At 66.5% G+C, this 22,738-nt stretch carries 25 protein-coding genes and 4 tRNA genes; 13 read left to right on the top strand and 16 right to left on the bottom strand.

Translation table 11 applies throughout. The annotated features are described in order from the left end of the window. Position 1 precedes the first annotated feature (1 nt). The 8 genes from IEJ03_RS04550 to fliR all read left to right on the top strand — a co-directional run bounded on the left by IEJ03_RS04550 (position 2) and on the right by fliR (position 5,936). Positions 2-1,348, top strand: a complete 1,347-nt coding sequence (locus tag IEJ03_RS04550; RefSeq protein WP_192036505.1) for a flagellar hook-length control protein FliK — start codon at positions 2-4, stop codon at positions 1,346-1,348. 152 nt (positions 1,349-1,500) lie between these two features. Then, positions 1,501-1,977, top strand: a complete 477-nt coding sequence (fliL, locus tag IEJ03_RS04545; protein WP_192036504.1) for a flagellar basal body-associated protein FliL — start codon at positions 1,501-1,503, stop codon at positions 1,975-1,977. Between the two features lie 20 nt (positions 1,978-1,997). Next, complete coding sequence (gene fliM / locus IEJ03_RS04540) at positions 1,998-3,047, top strand: flagellar motor switch protein FliM (RefSeq protein WP_192036503.1); 1,050 nt, start codon at positions 1,998-2,000, stop codon at positions 3,045-3,047. Between the two features lie 94 nt (positions 3,048-3,141). Further along, on the top strand, positions 3,142-3,609 hold the full coding sequence (fliN, locus tag IEJ03_RS04535; protein ID WP_242458102.1) for a flagellar motor switch protein FliN: 468 nt from the start codon (positions 3,142-3,144) through the stop codon (positions 3,607-3,609). A gap of 5 nt (positions 3,610-3,614) precedes the next feature. Further along, a complete protein-coding gene (gene fliO / locus IEJ03_RS04530) occupies positions 3,615-4,070 on the top strand; it encodes a flagellar biosynthetic protein FliO (protein ID WP_242458049.1) in 456 nt (151 codons plus the stop codon). A gap of 74 nt (positions 4,071-4,144) precedes the next feature. Further along, positions 4,145-4,843 (top strand): flagellar type III secretion system pore protein FliP, encoded by a 699-nt coding sequence (fliP, locus tag IEJ03_RS04525; RefSeq protein ID WP_192037180.1) that lies wholly within the window; start codon positions 4,145-4,147, stop codon positions 4,841-4,843. 25 nt (positions 4,844-4,868) lie between these two features. Then, positions 4,869-5,138, top strand: a complete 270-nt coding sequence (gene fliQ / locus IEJ03_RS04520; protein ID WP_192036500.1) for a flagellar biosynthesis protein FliQ — start codon at positions 4,869-4,871, stop codon at positions 5,136-5,138. Positions 5,139-5,141: 3 nt separating this feature from the next. Then, complete coding sequence (gene fliR / locus IEJ03_RS04515) at positions 5,142-5,936, top strand: flagellar biosynthetic protein FliR (RefSeq protein ID WP_192036499.1); 795 nt, start codon at positions 5,142-5,144, stop codon at positions 5,934-5,936. 23 nt (positions 5,937-5,959) lie between these two features. On the opposite strand, the gene flgL is transcribed toward fliR, so the two are convergent. From flgL to flgB, 11 genes are all read right to left on the bottom strand, one after another. Continuing rightward, positions 5,960-7,198, bottom strand: a complete 1,239-nt coding sequence (flgL, locus tag IEJ03_RS04510) for a flagellar hook-associated protein FlgL (RefSeq protein ID WP_192036498.1) — start codon at positions 7,196-7,198, stop codon at positions 5,960-5,962. A 19-nt stretch (positions 7,199-7,217) separates the two neighbouring features. Beyond that, a complete protein-coding gene (gene flgK, locus IEJ03_RS04505; RefSeq protein ID WP_192036497.1) occupies positions 7,218-8,870 on the bottom strand; it encodes a flagellar hook-associated protein FlgK in 1,653 nt (550 codons plus the stop codon). Between the two features lie 89 nt (positions 8,871-8,959). After that, a complete protein-coding gene (flgJ, locus tag IEJ03_RS04500) occupies positions 8,960-9,985 on the bottom strand; it encodes a flagellar assembly peptidoglycan hydrolase FlgJ (protein ID WP_192036496.1) in 1,026 nt (341 codons plus the stop codon). Then, entirely contained in the window at positions 9,985-11,061 is a 1,077-nt protein-coding gene (locus IEJ03_RS04495; RefSeq protein WP_192037179.1) for a flagellar basal body P-ring protein FlgI, read from the bottom strand. The genes flgJ and IEJ03_RS04495 overlap by 1 nt, the downstream gene beginning before the upstream one ends. Before the next feature lie 82 nt (positions 11,062-11,143). Further along, positions 11,144-11,842: a flagellar basal body L-ring protein FlgH gene (locus IEJ03_RS04490; protein WP_192036495.1), complete on the bottom strand. Its 699-nt coding sequence runs from the start codon at positions 11,840-11,842 to the stop codon at positions 11,144-11,146. Between the two features lie 32 nt (positions 11,843-11,874). Continuing rightward, the gene (flgG, locus tag IEJ03_RS04485) at positions 11,875-12,657 is read right to left on the bottom strand and encodes a flagellar basal-body rod protein FlgG (RefSeq protein ID WP_192036494.1); all 783 of its coding nucleotides are present in this window, start codon (positions 12,655-12,657) and stop codon (positions 11,875-11,877) included. Between the two features lie 28 nt (positions 12,658-12,685). Continuing rightward, entirely contained in the window at positions 12,686-13,432 is a 747-nt protein-coding gene (locus tag IEJ03_RS04480; RefSeq protein WP_192036493.1) for a flagellar basal body rod protein FlgF, read from the bottom strand. An 18-nt stretch (positions 13,433-13,450) separates the two neighbouring features. Continuing rightward, a complete protein-coding gene (gene flgE / locus IEJ03_RS04475; RefSeq protein ID WP_192036492.1) occupies positions 13,451-14,734 on the bottom strand; it encodes a flagellar hook protein FlgE in 1,284 nt (427 codons plus the stop codon). 62 nt (positions 14,735-14,796) lie between these two features. Beyond that, positions 14,797-15,516, bottom strand: a complete 720-nt coding sequence (locus tag IEJ03_RS04470; protein ID WP_192036491.1) for a flagellar hook assembly protein FlgD — start codon at positions 15,514-15,516, stop codon at positions 14,797-14,799. 4 nt (positions 15,517-15,520) lie between these two features. Then, entirely contained in the window at positions 15,521-15,928 is a 408-nt protein-coding gene (gene flgC, locus IEJ03_RS04465) for a flagellar basal body rod protein FlgC (RefSeq protein WP_192036490.1), read from the bottom strand. A 48-nt stretch (positions 15,929-15,976) separates the two neighbouring features. After that, positions 15,977-16,393, bottom strand: coding sequence for a flagellar basal body rod protein FlgB (gene flgB / locus IEJ03_RS04460; protein ID WP_192036489.1), 417 nt, complete (start codon positions 16,391-16,393; stop codon positions 15,977-15,979). A gap of 284 nt (positions 16,394-16,677) precedes the next feature. Here flgB and flgA point away from each other — a divergent pair, with 284 nt between their 5' ends. The 4 genes from flgA to ligB all read left to right on the top strand — a co-directional run bounded on the left by flgA (position 16,678) and on the right by ligB (position 20,021). After that, the gene (gene flgA, locus IEJ03_RS04455) at positions 16,678-17,262 is read left to right on the top strand and encodes a flagellar basal body P-ring formation chaperone FlgA (RefSeq protein WP_277950341.1); all 585 of its coding nucleotides are present in this window, start codon (positions 16,678-16,680) and stop codon (positions 17,260-17,262) included. Positions 17,263-17,344: 82 nt separating this feature from the next. Beyond that, the gene (gene flgM, locus IEJ03_RS04450) at positions 17,345-17,629 is read left to right on the top strand and encodes a flagellar biosynthesis anti-sigma factor FlgM (protein ID WP_192036487.1); all 285 of its coding nucleotides are present in this window, start codon (positions 17,345-17,347) and stop codon (positions 17,627-17,629) included. Continuing rightward, positions 17,626-18,075, top strand: a complete 450-nt coding sequence (locus IEJ03_RS04445; protein WP_192036486.1) for a flagellar protein FlgN — start codon at positions 17,626-17,628, stop codon at positions 18,073-18,075. Before flgM ends, IEJ03_RS04445 begins: the two co-directional genes overlap by 4 nt. 176 nt (positions 18,076-18,251) lie before the next feature. Continuing rightward, complete coding sequence (ligB, locus tag IEJ03_RS04440; protein WP_192036485.1) at positions 18,252-20,021, top strand: NAD-dependent DNA ligase LigB; 1,770 nt, start codon at positions 18,252-18,254, stop codon at positions 20,019-20,021. 182 nt (positions 20,022-20,203) lie between these two features. On the opposite strand, the gene IEJ03_RS04435 is transcribed toward ligB, so the two are convergent. The 5 genes from IEJ03_RS04435 to IEJ03_RS04415 form a co-directional block, all read right to left on the bottom strand. After that, positions 20,204-20,279, bottom strand: a tRNA-Asn gene (locus IEJ03_RS04435). Positions 20,280-20,359: 80 nt separating this feature from the next. Beyond that, positions 20,360-20,435 (bottom strand) — tRNA-Asn (locus tag IEJ03_RS04430). A gap of 28 nt (positions 20,436-20,463) precedes the next feature. Further along, positions 20,464-20,539, bottom strand: a tRNA-Asn gene (locus tag IEJ03_RS04425). A 199-nt stretch (positions 20,540-20,738) separates the two neighbouring features. After that, positions 20,739-20,815: transfer RNA gene (locus tag IEJ03_RS04420), tRNA-Met, on the bottom strand. Positions 20,816-20,908: 93 nt separating this feature from the next. Beyond that, complete coding sequence (locus IEJ03_RS04415; protein WP_192036484.1) at positions 20,909-21,871, bottom strand: choline ABC transporter substrate-binding protein; 963 nt, start codon at positions 21,869-21,871, stop codon at positions 20,909-20,911. A 237-nt stretch (positions 21,872-22,108) separates the two neighbouring features. On the opposite strand from IEJ03_RS04415, the gene betI reads away from it, so the two are divergent. Next, the gene (gene betI, locus IEJ03_RS04410; RefSeq protein ID WP_192036483.1) at positions 22,109-22,723 is read left to right on the top strand and encodes a transcriptional regulator BetI; all 615 of its coding nucleotides are present in this window, start codon (positions 22,109-22,111) and stop codon (positions 22,721-22,723) included. Positions 22,724-22,738: the final 15 nt, after the last annotated feature.

The raw sequence follows: 22,738 nt of genomic DNA, 5'->3' as shown, positions 1-22,738 counted from the left end.
CATGGATATCAGCCCCCTTCTCGCCACCCGCGGTAACGCGCCGGCTCCGCACAGCGGCAAGTTGCCCGCCCCGGAGGGCGCCGGTTTCGCCGAGCAGTTGGCACGCGTGGCCAAGGGCCAGGTAGGCGATCACCAGGCCATGTCGACCAAAGCCCTGTCGCCCGAGGCCTCCACCGAGGAGTTGCTGGCCCGTTTCGAGCCCCCTCAGCGCGCCGCGCTCGAGGCCCTGCTCGGCGGCGACCCGTCTTCACTCGAAGACCTGACGGCCCAGCCCCCGAGCGCCGAGCAGCAGCAGGCACTCACGGCGCTGCTCGGCGAGTTTGATAGCGAGGCCCTGGTGGCCTTGAGCCTCGCCCGGCAAGCCGCCGATGCCAGCGAATCGAACACCATCCCGCAGCGCGAACAAGAGGCCTTGCCGAAGGCCGGGGAGACGGTTTCCGATCCGGCCGGCGTGGCAGCAGTCGCCGGCGCTCCGCTGGCCCTGTCGGCCATCGCCGAGCGCATGCAGCTGATCGATCAGGCTGGTGCACCGGCGGGCCAGCCGACCGTGACGCCCCAGGGCGATCAGGCCAGCCGCCTCGCTGCCGCCCAGCTGACCGGCGCGGACGCAGGCGCCCGTGCCCGTGTCACCGGCACCGAGACTCGCCCGACGACGGAGCTCTCCTCGGCGCCGGGCACCGCCCTGCCCTTGGCCGGCGCCTGGTCGCCGGCCCTCGAGAGCGCATCACCGACCACCTCCTGGTCGGCGCTGGTCGGCCAGGAGGCCGAGGCCGGGCCAGCCGCCCTGCAGGCGACTCACGGCGGCCAGGGGCGTGGCGGGACCAGTGGCCAGGAGGCCCTGATGGGTCTGGCGACGGGAGGTGCCTCCAGTGCCGGGACCAGCGGCACCGGCGGTGCCCAGGCAAGCCCGTCCCCCTCCGCCACGCTGGGCGCGCCGGTCGCCAGTCCGGCCTGGTCGCAGCAGCTCGGTCAGCAGCTGGTCGGCATGAGCCAGCGGGGCCATCAGCAGATGGAACTGCACCTGAACCCTGCCGAACTGGGCCCCTTGTCGGTCAGCCTCAAGGTCGGCGAGCAGAACGCTCAGGCCCAGTTCCTCTCCGCCCATGCGCCGGTGCGCAGCGCGATCGAACAGGCCCTGCCACAACTGCGGGAGGCTCTGGCCGAGCAGGGCATCACCCTCGCCGACACCTCGGTGGGTGAGCAGCGTACGGGCCAGGGCGGCGAGCAGCGGACCTTCGCCGCGAGCAGCTCCCCGGCTGACGCCGACGGTGCCGTCGAGGTCGGTCCCGAGCCCACCCCGGTGCCGACCACGTCGGCACTGGAGGGACGCGTGGACCTCTACGCCTGACCGTCTGGGCGGGATGCCCCTCCGGCGCATGACGCCTGGGCGGCAAAACACCAAGCTGAACGCATAACCGCGGCCTGTTCCGACCATCCCTGGCGGCGGCGGGCCGCCATACTGGCCCGCTCTCGTGGCTCACTCTTGCACATGGAAACGCAATGGCTGACTCTTCCAAAGGTTCCCGCAAGTCCTGGCTGATCATCGGGCTCTTGCTGGTCCTGACCTCGTCGGTAACGGCGCTGGCGGTCTATTTCCTGATGGGCAACGCCTCCTCGGCCGATGCCAGCGAGGACGCCGCGGCTCCGGTCGAGACCCCGGCCCCGATCTTTGTCAAGATCGATCCCTTCACCGTCAACATCGCCGATGGCCAGTACGGGGATCGCCTGCTCTACGTCGGCCTGTCCCTGCGGGTGAAGGATCAGCAGACCCAGGACCTGCTGGTCGACCACATGCCCCAGGTGCGCAGCCGCCTGCTGATGCTGCTGTCCGGCCAGCATGCCGACGAACTGACCTCGCCGGAGGGCAAGACGCGCCTCGCCGCCGCGATCCTCGGCCTGTTCGAGGTGCCGCTGACCGAGCCTCAACCCGACCTGGCGATCAGCGACGTGCTGTTCACCGAATTCATCGTGCAATAACTTCAAGTGCCCTAGCGCCCATGTCACAAGACGATCTGCTCTCGCAGGAAGAAATCGACGCCCTGCTCAAGGGCGTCAGCGGCGAGGAGGACAGCAGCCCCCAGCCCAGCGACACGCCGAAGATGCGGCCCTATGACCCGGCGACACAGCACCGGGTCATTCGCGAGCGCCTGCACGTCCTGGATATCATCAACGAACGGTTTGCGCGGCACTTCCGCATGAGCCTGTTCAACCTGATCCGCCGCAGCGCGGACATCACCGTCGACTCGGTGCGCTACCAGAGCTTCAGCGATTTCCAGCGCAACGTGCCGGTGCCGACCAACATCAACATGATCGCCATGAAGCCGCTGCGAGGCTCGGCGTTGGTGGTCTTTCCCCCGAGCCTGGTGTTCATGGTCGTCGACAACCTGTTCGGCGGCGACGGGCGCTTCGTCACCAAGTCCGAGGGACGCGAGTTCACCAACACCGAGCAGCGCATCATCCAGCGTATCCTCAACCTGGCCATCGAGGCCTATCAGGAGTCCTGGAAGTCGGTCTACCCGCTGAAAATCAACTACCTGCGCTCCGAGATTCAGGCCAAGTTCGCCAATATCACCAACACTCCCAACGAGATCGTGGTCAACACCACCTTCCATCTCGAGGTGGGCAATCTGTCGAGCAACTTCCAGATCTGCATGCCCTACTCGATGATCGAGCCGCTGCGGGACATCCTCACCAATCCGCACAATGCCAGCCAGGGCAATGAAGACAAGAACTGGACCAAGCGCATGGCCGGCGAGATACGCGCCTCCGAGGTCGAACTGGTGGCCGGTTTTGTCGATATCCCGGCGCGCATCTCGCGGGTGATGGGCCTGCAGGTGGGCGATGTGCTGCCCATCGAGCTCCCCGACACCGTCACCGCCAGCGTCGATGGCGTACCGGTGCTCAAGTGCGAGTACGGCAGCCAGCACGGTCAGCGAGCCCTGCGCGTGTTGCGCCTGATCGAGTACTCCCCGCCCACGGCCAGCAATACCGCCGGAGGCTTCGTCAAGGCCCCCGGTACGACCCCCAAGGAAGCCGACAATGACTGACCCCAATAACCCCGATCGGCCCGATCAATCCGACCAATCCGACCAATCCGACCAATCCGACCAGAAAGCCAGCCTCGACGATTGGGCCGATGCCATGGCCGAACAGGGCGGCACCGGCGAGGAGGACCCCTGGGCCGCCGCCATGGCCGAACAGGCCGAGACGGATGGCAGCGGGGCGGGAGACGATGATCCCTGGGCGGCCGCCATGGCCGAGCAGGATGCCGGCGACGGCGATACGGCCCAGAAGGCCGGCGAGCAGGTCTTCAAGCCCCTGGACGGCGGCAGCGCCGGCGGCCCGGCCCGGGACCTCGAGATGATCATGGACATCCCGGTAAAGCTCAGCGTCGAGCTGGGCCGTACCCGGATCACCATCAAGCAGCTGCTGGAGCTCGCCCAGGGCTCGGTCATCGAGCTCGATGGCCTGGCCGGCGAGCCCATGGACATCCTGATCAACGGCTACCTGATCGCCCAGGGCGAGGTGGTGGTGGTGGAAGACAAGTACGGCATCCGTATCACCGAGATCATCACCCCCTCCGAGCGCGTGCAGAAGCTCAACCGATGAGTGGCGTGTCGCTTACCGATCCCGCACCGGCGGCCAGCCAGAGCCTCACGCCCCTGGGCGGGGGCGAGAGTCTGGTGGGGCTGGCGGCCCTCGGTAAGGTCGCCCTGGCCCTGGCCCTGGTGCTCGCCCTGGTCTGGCTGGCCAGCCGCCTGGTGCGACGCCTCGCGCCTGGCGGCGCGGCGGCCGGTCAGCACCTCAGGGTGGTCGGCAGCGCCGCCGTGGGGCAGCGCGAACGGGTGGTGATCGTCGAGGTCGAGGACACCTGGCTGGTGCTTGGCGTCGGCGGCGGCCAGGTCAACCGCTTGCACGACCTGCCCGCCCCGACCACCGCGACGCCAACGGAGGCCACTGCGATGCCGGGCGACGGCTTCGCCGCCCGCTTCGCCAGCGCCCTCGGCCAGCAGCTTCGCGGTGGCCGGCCGCCGCGCGACCAGGCCCGCCCCGGGCAGGAGCCGTCATGACGCCGCGGTGGCCTGTCGCATGCAGGCTGCGCCCCCGCCATGCCGCCCTGCTGCTGACCGTCCTGGCGCTGGCCATGCCCTCGCTCGGTCTGGCACAGTCACTCCCGGGCCTGGTCAGCCAGCCCACCGGCGACGGCGGCCAGCAATGGTCGATCAAGCTGCAGACGCTGCTGCTACTGAGCTCGATGGCCTTCCTGCCGGCCATGCTGCTGATGATGACCTGCTTCACCCGCATCATCATCGTGCTGAGCCTGCTGCGCACCGCCATGGGGACCCAGTCGGCACCGCCCAATCAGGTGCTGCTGGGCCTGGCACTGTTCATGACCTTCTTCGTGATGTCGCCGGTCTTCGAGACCATCTATGAGAGCGCCTGGATACCGCTGTCCGAGAACGCCATCGGCTTCCCGCGCTTCCTGGAACTGGCTAGCCAGCCGCTTCGGGAATTCATGCTGGGTCAGACCCGGGAGCCGGACCTGGCGATGTTCGCTCGCCTGGCCGATATCGGCCCCATGCAGGGCCCGGAGGACGTGCCGATGCGGGTGCTGCTGCCCTCCTTCGTCACCAGCGAGCTGAAGACGGCCTTCCAGATCGGCTTCACGCTGTTCATTCCCTTTCTGATCATCGACCTGGTAGTGGCCAGTGTGCTGATGGCGCTGGGCATGATGATGGTGCCCCCGGCGACCATCTCGCTGCCCTTCAAGCTGATGCTGTTCGTGCTGGTCGATGGCTGGCAGCTGCTGGTCGGATCGCTGGCGGAGAGTTTCTACCTGTGATGTTCCCCTTCCTCGAGACACGCCCATGACCCCCGAGACGGTAATGAGCCTGGCCTACCAGGGCATGCGGATCACCCTGATGCTGGCCGCGCCGATGCTGCTCGCGGCGTTGCTGATCGGCCTGCTGGTCAGCCTCTTCCAGGCCGCCACCCAGATCAACGAGATGACCCTGTCGTTCATCCCCAAGATCCTCGGCGTGTTCGGCGTGCTGGTGCTGGCCGGTCCCTGGCTGTTGACCCTGATCACCGACTTCACTCGCCAGCTGATCCAGAACATCCCCCTGATGGTGTCCTGAGCCATGGTCGAGGTCAGCTTTGCTCAGCTTCACGGCTGGCTGGTGGCCTTCCTGTGGCCCTTCATGCGCCTGTCCGCCTTCCTGGTCGCCTCGCCCCTGTGGGGCCATTCCAGCGTGCCGCGCCAGGTCAAGCTCGGCCTGACGATGCTGCTGTGCCTGGTGATCGGCCCGAGCCTGCCACCGATGCCGGAGGTGCCGGTCTTCTCCTGGGCGGGGCTAGGCATCGCCGTGGAGCAGATGCTGATCGGCGTCGCCATGGGCGTGGTGATGCACGTGACGCTGGCCGCGGTCCAGGCCGCGGGCGAGTTCATCGCCCTGCAGATGGGTCTGGCCTTTGCCACCTTCTTCTCGCCGGACTCGGGCGCCAACACCCTGATCCTGTCGCGGCTGCTGTACATGATCACGCTGATGATGTTCCTGGCGGTGGACGCTCACCTGATCGTCATCGAGATCCTGGCGGCGAGCTTCGTGACCCTACCCGTAGGTCTCGGTGGCCTGAATGCGGGAGCCTTCGAGATGCTCGCCCGCTATGGCAGCACGGTGTTCGTCTCGGGCATGCTGCTGGCCCTGCCGCTGGTGGCGGCGCTGCTGATCATCAACCTGTCACTGGGCATCCTCAACCGCTCGGCGCCGCAGCTGACGGTCTTCTCGGTGGGCTTTCCCATGTCCCTGACCGCCGGACTCTTCCTGCTGATGGTGCTGATGACCGATCTGGGCCGCTATCTGAAACAGCTGTTCGAGCTCGGGCTGGGCACACTGGAGGCGTTGCTCGTTGCCCTGGCCCCCCTCAGCGGCTAGCCACCGCGGGGGGTGCAGGAGCATCAGAGCTGCTCGAACAGCGACATGCCCTGGATATCGGCAAAGGACTTCTGGGCCGCCTGCAGCCCCACCTCGCGCAGACTGTAATCCGCGATCGCGTCTACGTAGTTGAGGTCGACCAGGTCGGAGCGGTTCTGCTCGTAGTTGAGCATGCGGTTCTCGCCCACCCCATCGACCACGTCCAGTTCGTTGAGCCGCGCCCCCACCGAGGCGCGCACCGTGAGCACGTTGTCGAGGCTGTTGTCGAGCTCGCGCATCGAGGTCGAGAGGGTGTTGCGCAGATCGGCGAGCGTCGCCGGATCACCGTCGACGGGCACCTCCAGCACCTCGATGGCCGCCTTAAGGGAGGCGAACAGATCCTGGTTGGCGTCGGGATGGTCCGCCGGGCGCAGCGTGACGCTGTCGCCCGCCTCGGGTGTGCCACGCAGCGTGATCGCCAGCGCGCCGTCACCGAGCTCGACCGGCTCGCCCGACCGATAGCGCTGCGTCTCGCCGGTGCGGGTAGTCCCGTCCGCTCCCATGGTCACCACCTGCAGCTGGGCATCATCGAGGAACTCGATCCGGTAGTTGTCCTCGCCATAGCCGGGACGAGTGGCATCGAGCCGGGTCGGCCCCTGAAAGGTCAGGTCGCCGTCGCTGCCCGGCCCCCGACTGGCTTCCGCCACATAGCCCAGGCCGCTGGGCACGGTCTGGAAGATCGCCTCGCCATGATCGGAGACCGGCATCAGCCGCGAGGCGTCGATGCGCGACTCGCGGACCTGAGTGTCGCCCACATAGCGCACATTGCCCTCGCCGTCTTGAGGATAGGGCGGGGCATCATCGCGAAAACCACCGAACAGGTAGGTGCCGTTGCCGTCGGTGGCATTGGCCTGGCCGACGATGGTGTTGTATACCCCGCTCAGCTCGCTGGCCACCGACTGGCGGTCGGCGTCGCTCAGGGTGCTGCTGGACGCCTGCACCAGCAGGGTCTTGGCCCGGGTGATGGCGTCGTTGACGCTGTTGAGCACGCTCTCCTCCTGGGACAGGGAGTTGCGAGCGGTGACTCGGGCATCGGTGAACTGCTGCGTCAGGGCCTGGGACTGGGCCACGCCCACCGCCTGGGCGGCGGCCTTGGGATCGTCCGAGGGGCTGACCACCCGGCGACCGGTGGCCAGCTGCTGACCCACGGCGGTGAACTCGCCCTGCTGGCGGTTCATGCTGGCGATGCCCTGATCATATACAGTCGGCGTGCTGATACGCATGACGAATTCCTCTTTGGACTCAGGCGCGCAGGCGCAGGATGGTATCGAGCAGGCTCGAGCCGATCTCGATCACCTTGGCATTGGCCTGATAGAACTCCTGGTAGCGGATCAGGTTGGCGGCTTCCTCGTCGAGGTTGACCCCCGATTCCGACTGCTGCACGGCCTGGAGTTGGTCGGTCAGCCCCTGCTGCGCCTCGAGATTGACCTTGACGATGTTGGTGCGGTTGCCCATGTCGCTGACCATGGAGGCATAGGCCTGGTTGAGGGTCGCGGTGCCGCCCACCAGCGACTCGCTCTGCAGGTCCTGCAGCGCCAGGGCGTTGCGATTGTCACCGGCGCCGGCATACTCGCCCTGCCCCGCGGCCAGCCGATCCAGGTCGCGAAGGCGCGTCTCGATGCCGCCGGCTCCGCGACGCACGGCCTGTACCTCGAAGCGGTCGCCCTCGGCCATGGCGCCCTCGCTAAACCGGACCGCCAGGCCATCGAAACGCAGGGTGCGGGTGGCGCCGTCATAACGCACTTCGTCGCCCGGGGTCAGCACCTCGCCGGTATCCTGGCGCACCACCTTGAGGCCGTTGAGGGTATTGGCGCCTTCGGGATCGACATGGATCCGGTAATCTGTGGGCCTCAGGCTATCCAGGCTCGCGATGGCCACCTCGCTGACCTCGGCGCTGCCGGCATTGTCGGTATGGGCATAGCCGCGGGGCTCTCCGATACTGAACAGCGCCTCGCCCGGATTACCATCCAGATCTACGCCCTCGGCATGCTGCGCGTTGAACCCCTCCGCCAGCGCGATCGCCATGTGCCCCAGCTGATTCTGGGCACCGTCGAGGGTCTCGCGGCGAAAGCTCATCAACCCGCCCAGGGCACCCCCACTGATCGTGCCCTCGCCGAGCTCGATCCGGTTGCCGGCGGCATCCTGATAGCCGATCACGGTGCGCTGGGGGTCGGCGGCCGAATCGATGGCCTCGAGCTGGAAATGACGCGTCCCCGCTACCAGGGGCTGGCCATTCTCCAGGGTGACGTTGTAGGTGCCGCCGTCCTGGATGTTGAGCGTGGCGTCCAGCCGCTCGCTGAGCTCGGTCACCAGCTGGTCGCGCTGATTGAGCAGGCTGTTGGGCGCTTCACCCTGCTTGGCCTTGGCCAGGGCGATCTCCCGATTGAGCCCAGAGAGCTGCTGGGTGGCGTTGTTGATTTGGGTGACTTCGTTCTCGATCTGGGTATTGATGCCCTCCTGCATGTCCTGCAGGTAACCGTCGAAGGAGCGAAACTGGGCGCTCAGGGTATCCGCGCTGCCCAACACCCCCTGCCGTGCCGCCGGGTCGGACGGCGCCCCGGCGAGATCGCCAAGCGAGGCGAAGAAATTCTGCATCAGCGGTGCCAGCCCCGCCTCGCCGTCGGCCAGAAGATTGTCGATCTGGCTGACCTGGGTCTCATAGCTCTTCAGCGCCTGGCTCTCGCTGGTAGCCGCATTGAGCTGGGTGGCCACGTACTGGTTGAACTGGCGCTCGATGTCGGCGACCGCCACGCCACCGCTGACATTGCCCTCGGACAGCAACGTCAGTTCCCGGTTGTACCCCGGGGTGTTGACGTTGCTGATGTTGTTGCTGGTGGTGTTCAGGGCATTCTGGGCGGCGTCCAGGCCACTCAGGCCGATGGAGAAGATGCTCATGGGGGGATTCCTTTAACCGATGACCCGGGTATCGGCCGATGGCCCGATTTCTTGATGGCCAGGCATGACTCGCCTGGAGGAAGGGGGCATCACTGGGCGGCCAGCCTGCTGGCCCCGGGCAATGGCCCCAGGGTGTGCATGACCGCCACCAGCTTGTCGGCGTAGGCCGGGTCGGTGGCATAGCCGCCGGCCTGCAGGGCACGAGCCGCGTCCTCGGCGTCGGGAGCGGTGACGACGCCTGAGTAGCGCGGATTGTCACCGATCATGCGGGCATAGTCGGTGAAGGCCGCCTCGGGGGACGGGTAGACCCGGAAGCGGTCGGTGATCGCCTGGCGGCGCCCGTCGATGTACTCGTGGGTCACGATCTCCACCGTCTCGCCTTCCCAGTGGCGCCCGGCCTTGATGCCGAAGAGGTTGTGGCTGTCGCCGCCACGGCCATCGGGAATTCCCCGACGCCCCCAGCCGGTTTCCAGCGCCGCCTGGGAGAGGATCAGCTCCGCTGGCACTCCGGTCTCGCGACTGGCGCGCCGGGCCGGCTCGGCCAGACGCTCCCGGAAGGCCTGGACGTGGGCGGGCGCCTCGTGACCGGTGGCCGCCTCCTCGGTCGGCGGTAGCACTGCTGCGGCCGCCCGCCCCGTCGGCTCGGGGGCGGACTGTGCGGGGCGCGCATCCAGCGCATCGAGGAAGCTCGCCGGCCCTGCCGTTGCGACGCTGGCGGCATCAGGCGCGGCGGCCTCGGCCTGTGCGGCCGGAGATGGTGCCTCCGTCCTCGGCAGGCCGGCGATCAGGCGGTCGCTGCGCGCCGAGCCCGCCTCGGCGGCACCGCCCAGTTCCTCGACCAGCTGCTCGGCGAAGCCCAGGCCCTGCCCCGCCAGGTGCTGCGACCACTGCTGGTCGAGCATCGAGGTATAGAACTCGGTCTGGGGGCTGTCGATCAGGTCGCTCTTGATGGTGGCATCGCGCATGCTCTGCATCATTCGCTGCAGGAACAGCGCCTCGAACTGGCGAGCCGCCTCCTGCCGGCCGGCCGTCTCGTCGGTGCGGGCGGTGTGCTTGAGCTGCTGCATGCCCTGCATGTCGAGGGCGAACTGGCCACGCAGTCCCTCCATGCTCATCAGATGATCTCCAGTTCCGCGCGCAAGGCGCCGGCGGCCTTCAACGCCTCAAGGATCGACATCAGGTCCTGGGGCGTGGCGCCAAGGGCGTTGAGGGCGTCGACCACCTCGGCGAGGCTGGCGCCCTCGACGACGCGCAGGTAGGCATCCTCCTGCTGAACCGCCACCTCGCTGTCGGGGACCACCACTGTCTCGCCACGCCCCAGCGGGTTGGGCTGGCTGACCTGATACTGGGTATCGATGACGATCGACAGATTGCCATGCGCCACGGCGGCGCGCCTCAGGCGCACCCGGCTGTTCATCACCACCGAGCCGGTGCGGGAGTTGATCACCACCTTGGCCGCCGGTTCCCGGGGCGTCACCTCGACGTTCTCGATGCGCGCCATGAAGCTGACCCGGGCATTGTCGTTGAAGGGCCCCTGCAGGCGCACCAGCCGGCCGTCGACGGCCGACGCGACCGGTCGGCCGAATTCCATGTTGATGGCGGTGACCGCCCGCTGCACGGTGTCGAAGTCGGATTCCCGGAACAGCAGATCCAGTATCCCCCCCTGGCGGCCCAGCTCCAGCGGCACCCGACGCTCCACGCTGGCCCCACCGCTGATGCGCCCTCCGGCCTGCTGATTGATCGCCACGCTGCCGCCGTCGGCCTCGGCCCCAGCGCCCCCCACCAGCACATTGCCCTGGGCGATGGCATAGGTCTGGCCGTTGGCGCCCTTGAGAGGCGTCATCAGCAGGGTGCCGCCCCGCAGGCTGTCGGCATTGCCCACCGAGGACACCACCACATCCAGGCGTTGTCCGGGACGGGCGAAGGCCGGCAAGTCGGCGCTGACCATGACCGCGGCGACATTGCGCAGCTGCATGTTGGTACCCGGCGGCACCGTGACGCCGAGCTGAGACAGCATGTTGGTCAACCCCTGGCCGGTGAACGGCGCCTGCATGGTCTGGTCGCCGCTGCCGTCCAGTCCTACCACCAGACCATAGCCGACCAGGGCGTTATCGCGCACCCCGGCGAAGTCGGCCAGCTCACGAATGGGCTCGGCACGGGCCGTGAACGCCGTCAGCAGCGCCACCAGCATCAGCGGCCAGCAGGCGGCGCGGTCAATGAATCGGAGCAAGGGATGTCGCATCATGAGGCCTGCCAGAGGAATCGGGTCACACCTAGAACGGCGAGATGTTGAGGAAGAAACGTTGCAGGCCGCCCATCTGCTGGGACTCGTTGATGTAGCCATCGCCCACGTAGTCGATGCGGGCCTGCGCCACCTGATTGGACGGCACGGTATTGTTGCCGGAGATGGTCCGCGGGTTGACCACCCCGGAGAAGCGGATCACCTCGGAGCCCTGGTTGATGGCGATGCGCTTGTTGCCGCGCACCCGCAGGTTCTGGTTGGCCAGGACATCGACCACGGTGACGGTGATGGTGCCGGTCAGGGTATTGCTGGACTCGGCGTCACCGCCGCCGCTGAAGGACGACTCGCCAGACATCTCGTAGGCATAGTCGGCCAGCTGCTCGAGCACCTCGGGCGTCTCGCCGGCCTCGAAGGAGGCCGAGCCACTGCGATCGGCATTGGCCTCGGAACTCTTGGTGGCGCTGACCTCCTCGTCGAGGACGATGGTCAGGATGTCGCCCACCATCCGCGGCCGACGATCCTCGAACAGCGGATGATAGGCCGAGCCGGGCTGGTAGATGGAACCGTTGGGCAGCGGCGGAAGAGGCTCGGGGATGTTCAGGTACAGCTGATCCTCATGGCGAGGATCGGCGGTGAGGGCGCAGCCGCCAAGCGTCAGGCCAAGCAGCAGGGCGCCCAATCCGCGATAGGCGAGTCCCCGGCCGGTTCGCCACGAGCGCAGGCGCTGCATGAGGTATCCAAGCGTCATCAAGATCCCCGTGATCAGAGCTGGGTCAGCCGGCCGAGCATCTCGTCGGATGTCTGCACCGCCTTGCTGTTGATCTCGTAGGCCCGCTGGGTCTGGATCATGCTGACCATCTCCTCGACCACGTTGACGTTGGAGGTCTCGACGAAGCCCTGATAGAGACTGCCGACACCATTCATGCCGGGCATGCTCTCGTTGCTCGGCCCCGAGGCGGCGGTCTCCCGGTAGAGGTTCTCGCCGACGCTCTCCAGCCCCGCCGGATTGACGAAGTTGGCCAGGCTCAGCTGGCCGACCTCGTTGCTGTCGGTGTCGCCCGGCTCCTTGACCGAGACGATGCCGTCCTGACCGATGGAGACGCTCAGGGCGTTCTCGGGAATGATGATCGCGGGCTCGACCGGGTAGCCACTGGAGGTCACCATCTGGCCGTTCTGGTCGAGCTGGAAGCTGCCGTCGCGGGTATAGGCCAGGCCACCATCGGGCATGCGCACCTGGAAGAACCCGGCGCCGTTGATCGCCAGGTCGCGGGAGTTCTCGGTGTTCTCGAGCCCGCCCTGGCTATGCAGGCGCTCGGTGGCCACCGGCCGCACCCCGGTCCCCACCTGAATACCGGAGGGCAGGGTGTTCTGGATATCGTTCTGGGCGCCGGGCTGGCGCAGGTTCTGATACAGCAGATCCTCGAACACCGCCCGGGACTTCTTGAAGCCGTTGGTGCCGACGTTGGCGAGGTTGTTGGAAATGACGTCCATCTGGACCTGCTGCGACTCCAGGCCGGTCTTGGCGGTCCACAGTGATCGGATCATGCAAGTGTCTCCTTGGGCGCCGCCGACATCAGCTGATCGACAGCAGGCTGTTGGCGCGCTGGGCGTTCTCGTCGGCGCTCTGGATGGTCTTCATCTGCATCTCGAAGCGACGGGCGGTGTCGATCATGGCCACCATCGACTCCACGGGGCTGACATTGCTGCCCTCCAGGGCCCCGGAAGACAGGCGCACCGCCTCATCTGCGTCGAGCACGGCGGGGCCGCCCGGGGCCGGCCGGAAGAGGCCGTCGTCACCGCGCGCCAGGGGCGCTTGGTTGGCATCCACCAGCTTCATGCGCCCGACCGGGGCGATCGCCTCGGGCCCCTGGCCGGCGCCGATGGCGCTGATGGTGCCGTCGGCGCCCACCGAGAGACGCGCATTGAGGGGAACCACGATCGGTCCACCCTCGCCGACCACCGGCCTGCCGGCACTGGTGATAACGCCGTTGGCGTCGACCTGCAGGTCACCGCGCCGGGTGTAGGCCTCGCCGCCACCGGCGTCCTGCACCGCCAGCCAGCCGTCACCGTGCAGGGCCACGTCCAGGTCGCGGCCGGTGGCATTGACCGGCCCCGGGGTAAAGTCCGAGGCCGGGGTGGTGGCGGCCACCGAGGCGCGGGTCGGCAACACGCCATCGCCCTGCACCGGCACCGCGCGCATCGCCTGAAGCTGGGCGCGGAAGCCCGCCGTGGAGGCGTTGGCCAGGTTGTTGCTGACCACCGCCTGTTGATCCAGGCTCTGCTTGGCGCCGCTCATGGCGGTATAGAGGATGCGATCCATGACAGGCTCCGTGGCGGCTTAGCGCAGGTTCACCGCGCTCTGCAGCAGTTCATCCTCGATCTTGATCGTCTGGGAGTTGGCCTGGTAGGCACGCTGGGCGACGATCATATCGACCAGCTCCGAGGCCATGTCGACGTTGGAGGTCTCCACGGCACCGGACGAGATCGAGCCCAACACGCCCTCACCGGGCTTGCCGACCAGCTCCGGCCCCGAGGCCGTGGTGGCCACCCAGGCGTTGTCGCCGGCGGCCTGCAGGCCCTCCGGGTTGACGAAGCTGGCCATGGCGATCTGCCCGGCGGCCACCGACTCCTCGTTGGCGAAGTTGCGCATGATGGTGCCATCGTCTTCGACGGTGATGCCGACCATGGCCCCGGAGGTGTAGCCGTTCTGGGTCAGCGAGCTGGCCGTAGAGTCGTTGGCGAACTGGGTGGTGCCGGCCAGTGCCATCTCGAAGTTCAGATCGGCGGCCTCGCCACCCAGCTCGTCGGCCTCGAAGGTGATGTTGGCCGCGCGGCCAGTGCCGGCATTGCCCGCGACCCCGATGATGCCATCCTCGCCGGTCAGCAGGCTGCCGCCTTCGGCGAAATTGATCGAGAAGTCGTTCTCCCCGGAGGCGTCATAGTAGCCGTCGATGGCGACCTTGCCCTGCCAGGTGTTCTGGCCAGTCTTCTCGTAATAGGCGGTGACGTTGCGCGGGTTGCCCAGGGAGTCGTAGACCGTGAAGCTGTTGGAGTAGTGGTAATCGAGTTCCTGCTCGCCGCCCGCGGTCTGGACCTTGGCCGTTTCCTTGATGGCGTTGTTGGTCTCGTCGATGCTGGCGTCCAGGTTATAGACCGCATCGACCTGGTTGGTGGCGCTGGCGGGCATGATGTCCCCGGGCACATTGAGCACCTCCGGCTGCCCCCCTGCGACCATCTCGGAGAAGGGATCATCCGGGTCCGACAAGCCATAGCCCATCACCTTGGCGCCCTGGGCATTGACCAGATAGCCATCGGCATCCATGGTCAGCTGGCCATTGCGCGAATAGACCGCCTCGCCCCCCTGCTCGAAACGAAAGAAGCCGTTGCCGCTGATCGCCAGGTCCAGCTCGCGGTCGGTGGCCTCCAGGTTACCGGCACTGAAGTCCTGCAGCACCGCAGAGACCTGGGTTCCGAGGCCCACGTCGGCGTTGGCGAAGACATCCGCGAACTGGGTGTTGGAGGACTTGAAACCCACGGTCTGGGAGTTGGCAATGTTGTTGCCCAGCACATCCAGGTTCGATTTGGCGGCATTCAGGCCGCTGAGCGCTTGTGAAAAACCCATGGCTTATTCCTTTGGTGTCATGTCTTCAACGCGACGTGGTGCCAGGCTCCGAGGCCGGCGGCTCAGAGAATCTGCTTGACGTCATTCAGGCCGGCCTGGCCATAGACGGCGCCCAGGTCCAGCATGGCCGCACCGTCCTGCTGGGGGACCACGCCACCCACCTCGGCATAGTTCAGGGCCCGAGCGGTAACGCTCTCCTCGCCCCGGATCGCCTCCAGACGCACCGTATAGCCCCCCGGCGCGACCGGCGTCCCACCGGTGCCGGTGCCGTCCCAGGACAGTCGGGTGACGCCGGCATCCTGCGCCCCGGCATCGAACTGCTCGACCACCTGGCCGGTGCCGTCGGTGATGGTCACCTCGACGCTGTCGGCGGGCCCCGCGAGGTCGATGCCGAAGGGCGTGGTGACGTTGCCCGCTTCCCCGCCACTGACCAGCAGGCGATCCCCCGGCACCAGGACTCCCTTGCCCACCAGTCCCGCGGCCTGCAGGGTCTGGCCTGCGCCGATCTGGTCGTTGATGGCGTTGAGCGTCTTGTCGAGATCCTCGATGCCGCTGACGGTGTTGATCTGCGCCAGCTGCGAGGTCATCTCGGCGTTTTCCATCGGGTTCAGGGGATCCTGATTCTTGAGCTGCGTCACCAGCAGCGTCATGAAGCTGTCGCCCAGATCCTCGGCCTGGCTGGGCAACTTGGCGGCCGAGCCGCCCAGCCTTTCGCTCCCCTTGGCCTGGTCGGGAGTGCCGTTGAGGCGGCTGAGCAGGCCGGCATCGATCGCGTTGGTCATGGCATCAGCTCTCCGCCAGGGTCAGGGTCTTCATCATCAGCTGCTTGCTGGTGTTCATGACCTCGACATTCGCCTGGTAGGAGCGCGAGGCCGAGATCATGTTGACCATCTCGTGAGTCGGGTCGACGTTGGGCAGGGTCACGTAGCCCTCCTCATCGGCCAGCGGATGCCCGGGCCGATACTGTTGGCGCATCGGCGAGGGGTCCTCGACGACCCGGCTCACGCGTACCCCACCCACCTCGGCGCCCGGCCGCGCCTGCGCCTCGAACCAGACCTGCTTGGCCCGGTAGGCCTCGCCGTCGGGGCCGGCCACGCTGTCGGCATTCGCCAGGTTGCTGGCGGTGGCATTCATGCGCTGCGACTGCGCCGTCATCGCCGAGGAGGAAATTTCAAAAACGGAAAACATCGACATGCTAGGCTCCTGGTTCCCTGATCATGCCCTGCCGCGCCCGCGGCCGGCTCATTCGGGCTGCATGGCAGACTTGAGGCCCTGGATGCGGCTATTGAGCAGGGTCAGGCTGGCCTGATAGCGCACCGAGTTGTCGGCGAACTTGGCCCGCTCGATATCCATGTCCACGGTATTGCCGTCCAGGCTCGGCTGCGCCGGCACCCGGTACTGCAAGGCCTCGACCGACCGACCGCTCCTCAGGCCGCCGTCGATATGGCCTGCCACCGTGGTCGAAAGCGCCAGGCCCTGCTGCCCGGCCCGCCCACGGGCCATCACGCGATCCAGCTCGCTCGTGAAGTCGAAATCGCGAGCCTTGTAGTTGGGCGTGTCGGCATTGGCGATGTTGCTGGCCAGCACCTCGTGGCGCTGCCGACGCAGGTTGAGGGCTTCCTGATGGAAATCCAATGCCGCCGAGAGCTTGTCGATCATGCAGAGATCCCTAGGGCGAGATGGGGAAAAACGAGCATGCAGAATAGCGACCCCGATGTCGCCATGAAGGCATGAACAGCCGGCCATTTCGCCGCCATTTCCGTTATTGCCTCGCCGCCAGCCGGCGTAGAATCGACCCCGTCGCCAGACGCCAGCCACCGAGCCTCCCTCTGCCTATGTCCGCTCCTGTCACCCTGCGATGCACTCGCCTCGCCATCCTTTCTCTCGTGCTGATGCTTGTCGCCAGCGGCCCCGCGGGGGCCAGCGACAGGGTCGAGGAGGCCGTGGAACACTTCCTCATGACCCTCGGTGCCGCGCTTGGAGAACACATCGAGGTCGAGGTCTTCTCCCCTTCGGCGGCCTTTAGCGCTTGCACGCAGCCGCTCCCCTATCTGCCCGGCAACCGGCCTCTCTCGCCCGGACGACTGTCTGTCGGCATCGAGTGCGGCAACGGCGCCTCTCGGTACCTGCAGGCGGAACTCCGCGTCATAGGGGACTACCTGGTGGCCGCCGAGACGATCCCGGCCGACAGCCTGATCGGCGCGGCCATGCTCGAGGTGCGCGAGGGCGACCTGGGACGACTGCCCTCGCGTACCCTGCATGACCCCGACACGGCCGTGGGTAAACTCGCCACCCGCACTCTGCGGGCAGGCCAGCCGATCCAGACTCACCAGCTCCGCGAGCTTCCCCTGGTGGAGCGCCGCCAGCGAGTGACGATCGAGGCGCAAGGCAACGGCTTTCGCGTATCCCGGGAAGGACAGGCCCTGGAGGATGGCAGCCTCGGCGAGGAAGTGCGCGTCCGCCTGGCGAGCCGCCAGGTGCTGACCGCCGTGGTCGTTGCGCGCGGCCGCCTCGCGATCGACTACTGACCGCCAGCATTCTTCGCTAGACTGTTAAAGCCATCTGCCCGCTTGCCGATAGAACGGGAAAGCATCTTCACGAGGCACCTCCTTGAAAATCTCCAGCTCAAACCCGCTGAACCGCCCGCAGGCGGCGACACAGGGACAGGAAAAGGACGCGACTCCGGCGCAGCCTGGCAACGCCAAGGGGGGCGGCCCGGCGACGGTGACCCACCTCAATCAGAGCGCCGGCGATGCCAGCCAGGATATCGATAGCGCCCGGGTCGACGAGGTACGCCAGGCGATCAGCGAGGGTCGCCTCGATATTCGCGCCGACAAGATCGCCGACGGCCTGATCAAGGACGTCGAGAACATGATGGTCGAGCCGTCCCGATGAGCCTTGGCGACCATCTGAGTCAACAGCACCGCCGCCTCGAGGCTCTCGAGACGCTGCTCGAGCAGGAGCGTCAGACCCTCTGTCAAGGCCGCGTCGATGGCGAGCGGCTAAGTCACCTGGCGACCGACAAGCAGGCCCTGCTCGCGCAGATCGAGCGCTTCGAGACCCAGCGCAGCCAGGCCCAGCAGCGCCTGGGATATGAACCCGGCCTGACCGGAGCCGCCCGGGCCGCCGAAGATGCCGGCTGCCTGCCCATCTGGCAGACCCTGCTCGACACCGCCCAGCGCACCGCGCGCCTCAACCGTCTGAACGGCGACATGATCCGCCAGCGACTGGAGCAGAACCAGCGCATGCTCAACGCGCTACGCGAGGCCGCCGGCAACAGCCTCTATGGCCCCAATGGCCAGACCCGCCCCCGCCAGAGCCAGCTCTCCTCTCGCGCCTGATTCCGGGCCCGACCGCACGCCTACACCACCTCCGACTGACCAACGCTGCCACGCCACCCGCTTCTCGCTGGCCGGCTCATGCCCCTGCGCCCAGACTCACTCTCTCCCGAGAGAAGCTATGCTGGCAGACACACTCAGGGACCGAGTGTGATCGCTTCATGCCAGGGAGGCTCCCCATGCCCGACCGCTCACACCTTCGCCATCGCCTGCCATTGCTGTTCTGCCTGCTCTGGCTGGCAGCGCCCGCCGCCGCCAACGATTGTCCCGACTGGACACCCCACGAGGCCGAGCGCGCCGTCGAAACCCTCGCCGCGCAACTCGCCGCCTGGGACACCGCCTATTACCGGGATGGCCGCCGCCTGGTCGACGACGCCACCTATGATCAGGCCCGCCGACACTTTCGTGAGTGGCAGGCCTGCTTCGACCCGGAGGCTCCCAAAACTCCCCCGAGCCATGACGCCGCCCCAGGCGACCCTCTCGACAACAGTGCCGACGACGACCCCGCCGCCGACACGACACTTCGCCACCCCTTCCCCCAGGCGGGACTCCGCAAGCTGACCGACCGGAAGGCCCTGGAGGACTGGATGACCAAGCGCCGCGACCAGACACTATGGGTCCAACCCAAGGTCGATGGCGTCGCGGTGACGCTGGTCTACGAGACCGGCACCCTCACCCGAGCGATCAGCCGCGGTGATGGCATTCACGGGCAGGACTGGCGCGACCAGGCGGCAGTCATCGCAGCGATCCCCCAGCACCTGCCCGCCCCGGCGCCGGAACGGGTCACGCTCAAGGGCGAGCTCTATCTGCGCCTCGAGGGCCACGTTCAGGCCGAGGCCGGTAGCGCAGGCGCCCGCAGTCGGATCGCAGGCCTGATGGCTCGCCATGAGCTTAGCGCCAATGAGGGCCGCCAGATCGGCCTGTTCGTCTGGGCCTGGCCGGACGGGCCACAGGAGATGGAGGCGCGCCTTGCCAGGCTCGCTGCCTGGGGCTTCCCCGACAGCGCCCGCTTCAGCGAAGCCGCCAAGACACCCCAGGCAGTGGCGACAGCCCGCCAGCACTGGTATCGCCAGCCGGCGCCCTTCGCCACCGACGGTGTGGTGATTCGCCAATCGCATCGCCCCGCCGCCGCAGAGCAGGACAACCGACCACCCGACTGGGCCATCGCCTGGAAACATCCGGCCATCAGTGCCCATGCTCTGGTGCGCGATCTCGTCTTCACCATCGGGCGCACCGGACGCATCACGCCAATACTCGAGCTGGCCCCGGTCGAACTGGACGACCGACGCGTGCGGCGCCTGAGCCTGGGCTCGCTGGATCAGTGGCGGGAAGCCGACGTGCGCCCCGGCGACCAGGTGATCATCCGCCTGGCCGGCGGCATCATCCCAACGCTCGAGCGAGTCCTGATCCGCGCGCAGCCACGCCCGGACGTCTCGACGCCGGATCCGGCGGCCCATGACGCCCTGAGCTGCCTGCGTCTGCGGGAGGGATGTCGAGAGCAATTCCTGGCTCGGCTCACCTGGCTGTCCAGCGATCAAGGGCTCGACATGGAAGGCATCGGCGAGGCCAGCTGGGCCACGCTGATCAAGGGAGGCCTAGTCGAGCACCTCAGCGACTGGCGGGACCTGAACGCGCCCCGGCTGCGCGCCCTCCCGGGCGTCGGCCCGGCGCGTGCCGCCCGCTGGCAAAACGCCTTCCAACCCAAAGATGGCTGGCCTCTGCGCACCTGGCTCAAGGCACTTGGCATGCCCGCCTCCGGCGACGCGTCGCTGGCACAGGCGAACGATCCCACGCCCCTGCTGGCGCGTAGCATCGAACAGTGGCAGGCCCTTGAGGGGATCGGCCCCATCACCGCTCGCGCACTTCATGCCTTCTTTCAGCACCCGGAGATTCGGTGGCAGCTGGACAATCTTGGCGACGCGATGCGTCCAGACACGAATAACGGATAACCGCGAAGGTGGCGTTCAGGCAGGCAGAAGTGTCGCCTCTGGGCGAACGAACACTCGGACGCAGCGAAGCGCTTGCCTACGACCAGGGAGGTCGGCAAGAAATACGAAGAGTAAAAGGTGTTTCGTAAAGCGTGAGAGGACCGCAAGGAGGAGGATTGCCTAGTGGCAGGCGGACATCAAGATGGCTCCCCGAACAGGACTCGAACCTGTGACCCAATGATTAACAGTCATTTGCTCTACCAACTGAGCTATCGGGGAACAACGATATACTTGCCGCAATATACGTAATGTACCGGGCAAAATTGACGCTGAGCGTCAGAGATCGATCAGGGCAGGGATGGCTCCCCGAACAGGACTCGAACCTGTGACCCAATGATTAACAGTCATTTGCTCTACCAACTGAGCTATCGGGGAATGACCCTGTCGATCGCGATGTTCCGTGTGGCTCCCCGAACAGGACTCGAACCTGTGACCCAATGATTAACAGTCATTTGCTCTACCAACTGAGCTATCGGGGAATGACCGGAACACGCGACGTAGTATACGGATTGATGGCACAAGGTCAAGGCCGAGCTACGAATTCACGCCATAATCCATGGCGAATCAATTACCTGACGCCATACCTGAGTATTGCTAAGCGGCTGACCGTCCCCTGAACACCCAGCCCCAAAACGAAACAGGCCCGCACCATGGGTGCGGGCCTGTCGTCGGAATTACTGGTGGCTACGCCCTGATTCGAACAGGGGACCCCATCATTATGAGTGATGTGCTCTAACCAGCTGAGCTACGTAGCCACACTGCCACCGAGGAACCTTCTGCTCGGCAACGGGGGCGTATTATGCACGCCCCCGTCCGGCTTGGCAAGCCTCCGATGGCAGCCAGGCAATTTAAATGTCCAGCGCCCGCTTCACCGCGGCGAGACCGGGCTCACCGTCGACGGTGGTGACCCCTTCGAGCCAGCCATCGAGCACCGCCGGATTGGCCTGCAGGTAGGCACGAGCCGCCTCGTCCGGGCGCTCACCCTCGTCCATGATCTCACCCATCAGCTGGTTTTCCATCTCCAGGGTAAAGGTCAGGTTGTTGAGCAGGGCGCCCACATTGGCGCATTCCTCGGCGAGGCCGGCGCGGGTATTGGTGTAGACGGTAGCCCCGCCCAGGTTGGGGCCAAAGTAATCGTCGGCGCCTTCCAGATAGGCGATATCGAAGTTGGTGTTCATCGGGTGCGGCTCCCACCCCAGGAACACCATCCACTCGTCACGACTGGAGCGCGAACGCAACTCGGCCAGCATGCCCGCCTCACTGGAATCGATCAGCTCCCACTCGCCCAGGCCGAAGGCCTCGTCATCGATCATGTCCTGGATCAGCATGTTGCCGTCATTGCCGGCCTCGATCCCGTGAATCTTGCTGTCGAACTGCTCGGCGTGATCGGCCAGGTCGGCGACGCTGGTGACGCCGGCATCATAGACATACTGCGGCACGGCCAGGGTGTACTTGGCACCCTCGAGGTTGGCGGCCAGACGGTCTACGGTGCCCTGCTCGACGTAAGGGTCGCTGATGGAGGCCATGGACGGCATCCAGTTGCCCAGGAAGACATCGAAGTCGCCGTTCTTCATGCCGGAGTAGGCGATCGGCACCGAGACCGTGTCGATGCGGGTGTCATACCCCAGCGCCTCGAGCACCTCGGTGGTCAGGGCGGTCGTCGCCGTGATGTCGGTCCAGCCGACCTCGGCGAAACGCACGTTCTGGCAGGACTCGGGGACCGCCGCCTGGCCCTGGGTCGCCGCCAGCGTCAGCGCGCCGGCACTCAGGGCCAGCAGGGACGTCTTGATGGTCGGAGTCGTCATGGTCATGGGGATCGCACCTCTTGTTGGTCTGGAAAGGAGGATCGCGGAAACACACAGTGACAGCCTTTCACTTCACCGCCGACTGCATGGCCGGATACCCCCGGAGGATAGGCCGATATCGGCCGACACCTTTTTATTGATTGAACGTTCAATAAAAAAGATGCATACTTAACACCATAGAACATTTGCCCTTCCCTGCCCACCCGGCGCATGGCGGGGCTAAACAGAAGAGGAGTTGCCACGGTGCCGAAAGTTGGAATGGAACCCATCCGCCGCCGTCAGCTGATCCAGGCCACCATGAATGCCATCGACGAGGCCGGCCTGGCCGATGCCACCGTCATGCGCATTGCCCGTATGGCGGGTGTCTCGGCAGGCATCATCAGCCACTACTTCGGCGGCAAGGACGGACTGCTGGAAGCCACCATGCGCCAGATCCTGAAAGATCTGGGCGACGCGGTTCACGAGCGCCGCCAGGGGCTGCCCAAGCATGCCCCGCGCGCTCACATGCGGGCCATCATCGACGGCAATTTCGATCGCAGTCAGGTCAGCCAGTCGGTGATGAAGACCTGGCTGGCCTTCTGGGCCAGCAGCATGCACCGCAAGAACCTGCATCGGCTTCAGCACGTCAACGATCGACGTCTGTACTCCAATCTCTGCTACCAGTTCCGCCAGTGCCTGCCCAGGCAGCAGGCCCGCGAGGCCGCCGGCGGCCTGGCCGCCATGATCGACGGCCTGTGGCTGCGCGGCGCCCTGGCGCCCGAAGGCCTCGACGTGGAGCGTGCCCGCAAGCTGGCCTACGACTACCTGGACGAGAAACTCGCCCACGGCACCGAACACAGCGCCCGGCGCTTGGCTTAATCATCACTTTCAAGG

It is taken from the genome of Halomonas sp. YLGW01, assembly GCF_014840935.1.
In the GTDB taxonomy this organism is placed as follows: domain Bacteria; phylum Pseudomonadota; class Gammaproteobacteria; order Pseudomonadales; family Halomonadaceae; genus Onishia.
The sequence above is the reverse complement of the archived record's forward strand: the minus strand, read 5'-3'. Positions and strand labels throughout refer to the sequence as shown.

Excerpts from the sequence above, each read along its gene's own strand:
- IEJ03_RS04550 (WP_192036505.1), top strand. The coding sequence starts at position 2 with ATGGATATCAGCCCCCTTCTCGCCACCCGCGGTAACGCGCCGGCTCCG.
- fliL (WP_192036504.1), top strand. The coding sequence starts at position 1,501 with ATGGCTGACTCTTCCAAAGGTTCCCGCAAGTCCTGGCTGATCATCGGG.
- fliM (WP_192036503.1), top strand. The coding sequence starts at position 1,998 with ATGTCACAAGACGATCTGCTCTCGCAGGAAGAAATCGACGCCCTGCTC.
- fliN (WP_242458102.1), top strand. The coding sequence starts at position 3,142 with ATGGCCGAACAGGGCGGCACCGGCGAGGAGGACCCCTGGGCCGCCGCC.
- fliP (WP_192037180.1), top strand. The coding sequence starts at position 4,145 with ATGCCCTCGCTCGGTCTGGCACAGTCACTCCCGGGCCTGGTCAGCCAG.
- fliQ (WP_192036500.1), top strand. The coding sequence starts at position 4,869 with ATGACCCCCGAGACGGTAATGAGCCTGGCCTACCAGGGCATGCGGATC.
- fliR (WP_192036499.1), top strand. The coding sequence starts at position 5,142 with ATGGTCGAGGTCAGCTTTGCTCAGCTTCACGGCTGGCTGGTGGCCTTC.
- flgL (WP_192036498.1), bottom strand. The coding sequence starts at position 7,198 with ATGCGTATCAGCACGCCGACTGTATATGATCAGGGCATCGCCAGCATG.
- flgK (WP_192036497.1), bottom strand. The coding sequence starts at position 8,870 with ATGAGCATCTTCTCCATCGGCCTGAGTGGCCTGGACGCCGCCCAGAAT.
- flgJ (WP_192036496.1), bottom strand. The coding sequence starts at position 9,985 with ATGAGCATGGAGGGACTGCGTGGCCAGTTCGCCCTCGACATGCAGGGC.
- IEJ03_RS04495 (WP_192037179.1), bottom strand. The coding sequence starts at position 11,061 with ATGCTGGTGGCGCTGCTGACGGCGTTCACGGCCCGTGCCGAGCCCATT.
- IEJ03_RS04490 (WP_192036495.1), bottom strand. The coding sequence starts at position 11,842 with ATGCAGCGCCTGCGCTCGTGGCGAACCGGCCGGGGACTCGCCTATCGC.
- flgG (WP_192036494.1), bottom strand. The coding sequence starts at position 12,657 with ATGATCCGATCACTGTGGACCGCCAAGACCGGCCTGGAGTCGCAGCAG.
- IEJ03_RS04480 (WP_192036493.1), bottom strand. The coding sequence starts at position 13,432 with ATGGATCGCATCCTCTATACCGCCATGAGCGGCGCCAAGCAGAGCCTG.
- flgE (WP_192036492.1), bottom strand. The coding sequence starts at position 14,734 with ATGGGTTTTTCACAAGCGCTCAGCGGCCTGAATGCCGCCAAATCGAAC.
- IEJ03_RS04470 (WP_192036491.1), bottom strand. The coding sequence starts at position 15,516 with ATGACCAACGCGATCGATGCCGGCCTGCTCAGCCGCCTCAACGGCACT.
- flgC (WP_192036490.1), bottom strand. The coding sequence starts at position 15,928 with ATGTCGATGTTTTCCGTTTTTGAAATTTCCTCCTCGGCGATGACGGCG.
- flgB (WP_192036489.1), bottom strand. The coding sequence starts at position 16,393 with ATGATCGACAAGCTCTCGGCGGCATTGGATTTCCATCAGGAAGCCCTC.
- IEJ03_RS04445 (WP_192036486.1), top strand. The coding sequence starts at position 17,626 with ATGAGCCTTGGCGACCATCTGAGTCAACAGCACCGCCGCCTCGAGGCT.
- ligB (WP_192036485.1), top strand. The coding sequence starts at position 18,252 with ATGCCCGACCGCTCACACCTTCGCCATCGCCTGCCATTGCTGTTCTGC.
- IEJ03_RS04415 (WP_192036484.1), bottom strand. The coding sequence starts at position 21,871 with ATGACCATGACGACTCCGACCATCAAGACGTCCCTGCTGGCCCTGAGT.